This window comes from Algoriphagus terrigena DSM 22685, from assembly GCF_000429445.1.
GTDB classification, from domain to species: Bacteria; Bacteroidota; Bacteroidia; order Cytophagales; family Cyclobacteriaceae; genus Algoriphagus; species Algoriphagus terrigena.
Genome location: NZ_AUBW01000051.1, coordinates 1 through 3,023, shown reverse-complemented (window position 1 = coordinate 3,023; position 3,023 = coordinate 1). Strand labels below are relative to the sequence as shown.

The 3,023-nt window shown below is 52.2% G+C and carries 1 rRNA gene; it reads left to right on the top strand.

What is annotated here, in order from left to right:
• Positions 1–27 precede the first annotated feature (27 nt).
• Positions 28–2,901: ribosomal RNA gene (locus tag G459_RS0123815) — 23S ribosomal RNA — on the top strand.
• Positions 2,902–3,023 lie beyond the last annotated feature (122 nt).

The following is a 3,023-nucleotide window of genomic DNA, read 5'->3' as shown; positions in this document are numbered from 1 at the left end:
ATCCCGTAGTGATACGGGAGCAAGTAGAAGTAAGTGATTAAGGGCGCACGGGGGATGCCTAGGCTCTCAGAGGCGAAGAAGGACGTGATAAGCTGCGAAAAGCCACGGGGATCGGCCAATACGAATTGATCCGTGGATGTCCGAATGGGGCAACCCAGTCTGTAAAGACTATTCCGTAAGGAAAGCGAACGTGGGGAACTGAAACATCTAAGTACCCATAGGAGGAGAAAATAACAATGATTCCGTAAGTAGTGGCGAGCGAACGCGGAGGAGCCCAAACCGTTCATGTTACGGCATGGACGGGGTTGTAGGACCTGTATAATTGAGAACAATCCGACGAGAACTGCGTGGGAAAGCAGACCGTAGGGGGTGAGAGTCCCGTATTGGAAGGATTGTGATCGAGACGGGTATCCTGAGTAGGTCGGGACCGGAGAAATCCCGATTGAAACTGCCGGCACCATCCGGTAAGGCTAAATACTCCTGAGAGACCGATAGTGAACGAGTACCGTGAGGGAAAGGTGAAAAGTACTCCGAATAGGAGGGTGAAATAGAACCTGAAACCGTGCGCTTACAAGCGGTCGGAGCCACGCGATGTGGTGACGGCGTGCCTTTTGCATAATGAGCCTACGAGTTACTCCTCTCTGGCAAGGGTAAGGCATTCAGTGCCGTACCCGGAGCGAAAGCGAGTCTGAAAGGGCGATTGAGTCGGAGGGGGTAGACGCGAAACTTAGTGATCTACCCATGGCCAGGTTGAAGGTTGGGTAAAACCAACTGGAGGACCGAACCGATAAGCGTTGAAAAGCTTCCGGATGAGCTGTGGGTAGGGGTGAAAGGCTAATCAAACTGAGAAATAGCTCGTACTCCCCGAAATGTTTTTAGGAACAGCGTCGGGAATTGTATGACGGAGGTAGAGCTACCGATAGGACTAGGGGGAGTCACATCCTACCAAATCCTGACGAACTCCGAATGCCGTCATACAGAACCGGCAGTGAGGGCTGGGGTGCTAAGGTCCCAGTCCGAGAGGGAAAGAACCCAGACCTTCCGCTAAGGTCCCCAAATCTAGATTAAGTTGAACAAAGGTGGTCCAGTTGCAGAGACAGCCAGGAGGTTAGCTTGGAAGCAGCTATTCCTTTAAAGAGTGCGTAACAGCTCACTGGTCGAGCGACAGGGCGTCGATAATAATCGGGCATCAAATCTAGTACCGAAGCGAAGGATTCGATCCAGCAATGGACGAGTGGTAGGGGAGCATTCCAACGGCGGTGAAGGTATCCTGTAAGGGGTGCTGGAGCTTTTGGAAAAGCAAATGTAGGCATAAGTAACGATAAGGCGGGCGAGAAACCCGCCCACCGTAAGACCCAGGTTTCCTGATCAACGTTAATCGGATCAGGGTTAGTCGGGACCTAACGCGAACCCGAGAGGGGTAGTGGATGGACAATGGGTTAATATTCCCATACTGGTTATACAGGCAATGGAGTGACGGAGTGATGAAAGATCCGCCCGGTGACGGAATACCGGGTTAAAGGCAGTAGGTATTGGTCCGATAGTTAAATGCGTTGGACTAGCCGAAGCTGATAGTACTGAGCGTTTTCGGACAATCAGATAGTGATCCTAAGGGCTTCCAAGAAAAACTTCTAGCGTTAAGCGTATAATTACCCGTACCGCAAACCGACACAGGTGGTCGAGGAGAGAATCCTAAGGTGCTCGAGTGAATCATGGTTAAGGAACTCGGCAAAATGGCCCTGTAACTTCGGGAGAAGGGGCGCCCCCAGCGATGGGGGCCGCAGTGAAGAGGCCCAGGCGACTGTTTAACAAAAACACATGGCTTTGCAAAGTTTCAAGACTAAGTATAAGGCCTGACACCTGCCCGGTGCTGGAAGGTTAAGAGGGGATGTCATCGCAAGAGAAGCATTGAATCGAAGCCCCAGTAAACGGCGGCCGTAACTATAACGGTCCTAAGGTAGCGAAATTCCTTGTCGGGTAAGTTCCGACCTGCACGAATGGTGTAACGATCTGGGCGCTGTCTCAACCATGAGCTCGGTGAAATTGTAGTCGCGGTGAAGATGCCGCGTACCCGCAACGGGACGGAAAGACCCCATGCACCTTTACTGCAGCTTAGCATTGGTACTGGACAAATGATGTGTAGGATAGGTGGGAGGCAATGAAGCGGGTTCGCCAGGATCTGTGGAGCCACTGTTGAAATACCACCCTTTGTTTGTTTGGTATCTAACCCCATACGGGGGACATTGCTTGGTGGGTAGTTTGACTGGGGTGGTCGCCTCCAAAAGGATAACGGAGGCTTCCAAAGGTTCCCTCAGTACGCTTGGTAACCGTACGAGGAGTGCAATAGCATAAGGGAGCTTGACTGTAAGGCCGACAAGCCGAGCAGGGTGGAAACACGGGTATAGTGATCCGGCGGTTCTGAATGGAAGGGCCGTCGCTCAAAGGATAAAAGGTACGCTGGGGATAACAGGCTGATCTCCCCCAAGAGCTCATATCGACGGGGAGGTTTGGCACCTCGATGTCGGCTCGTCACATCCTGGGGCTGGAGAAGGTCCCAAGGGTTCGGCTGTTCGCCGATTAAAGTGGCACGCGAGCTGGGTTCAGAACGTCGTGAGACAGTTCGGTCCCTATCTGTTGCGGGCGTGGGAAGTTTGCGAGGACCTGACCTTAGTACGAGAGGACCGGGTTGGACTGACCGCTGGTGTACCGGTTGTGATGCCAATTGCATTGCCGGGTAGCTACGTCGGGAAGAGATAAGCGCTGAAAGCATCTAAGTGCGAAACTCCCCTCAAGATGAGACTTCCATATAGGGCCGTCAGAGACGATGACGTTGATAGGCTGCAGGTGTAAAGTCAGCAATGGCATAGCCGAGCAGTACTAATTGCCCAAAAGCTTACCTACGGTTTGTTACAATTTCTACTGATATGTGTTGATTTATGCTGGGTGTCAGCTGTCGGGTGACCGATGAACTACACCGGCAGAACTTAAGATAGTATGTGTACGCATGATCCTCCGGCAACGGA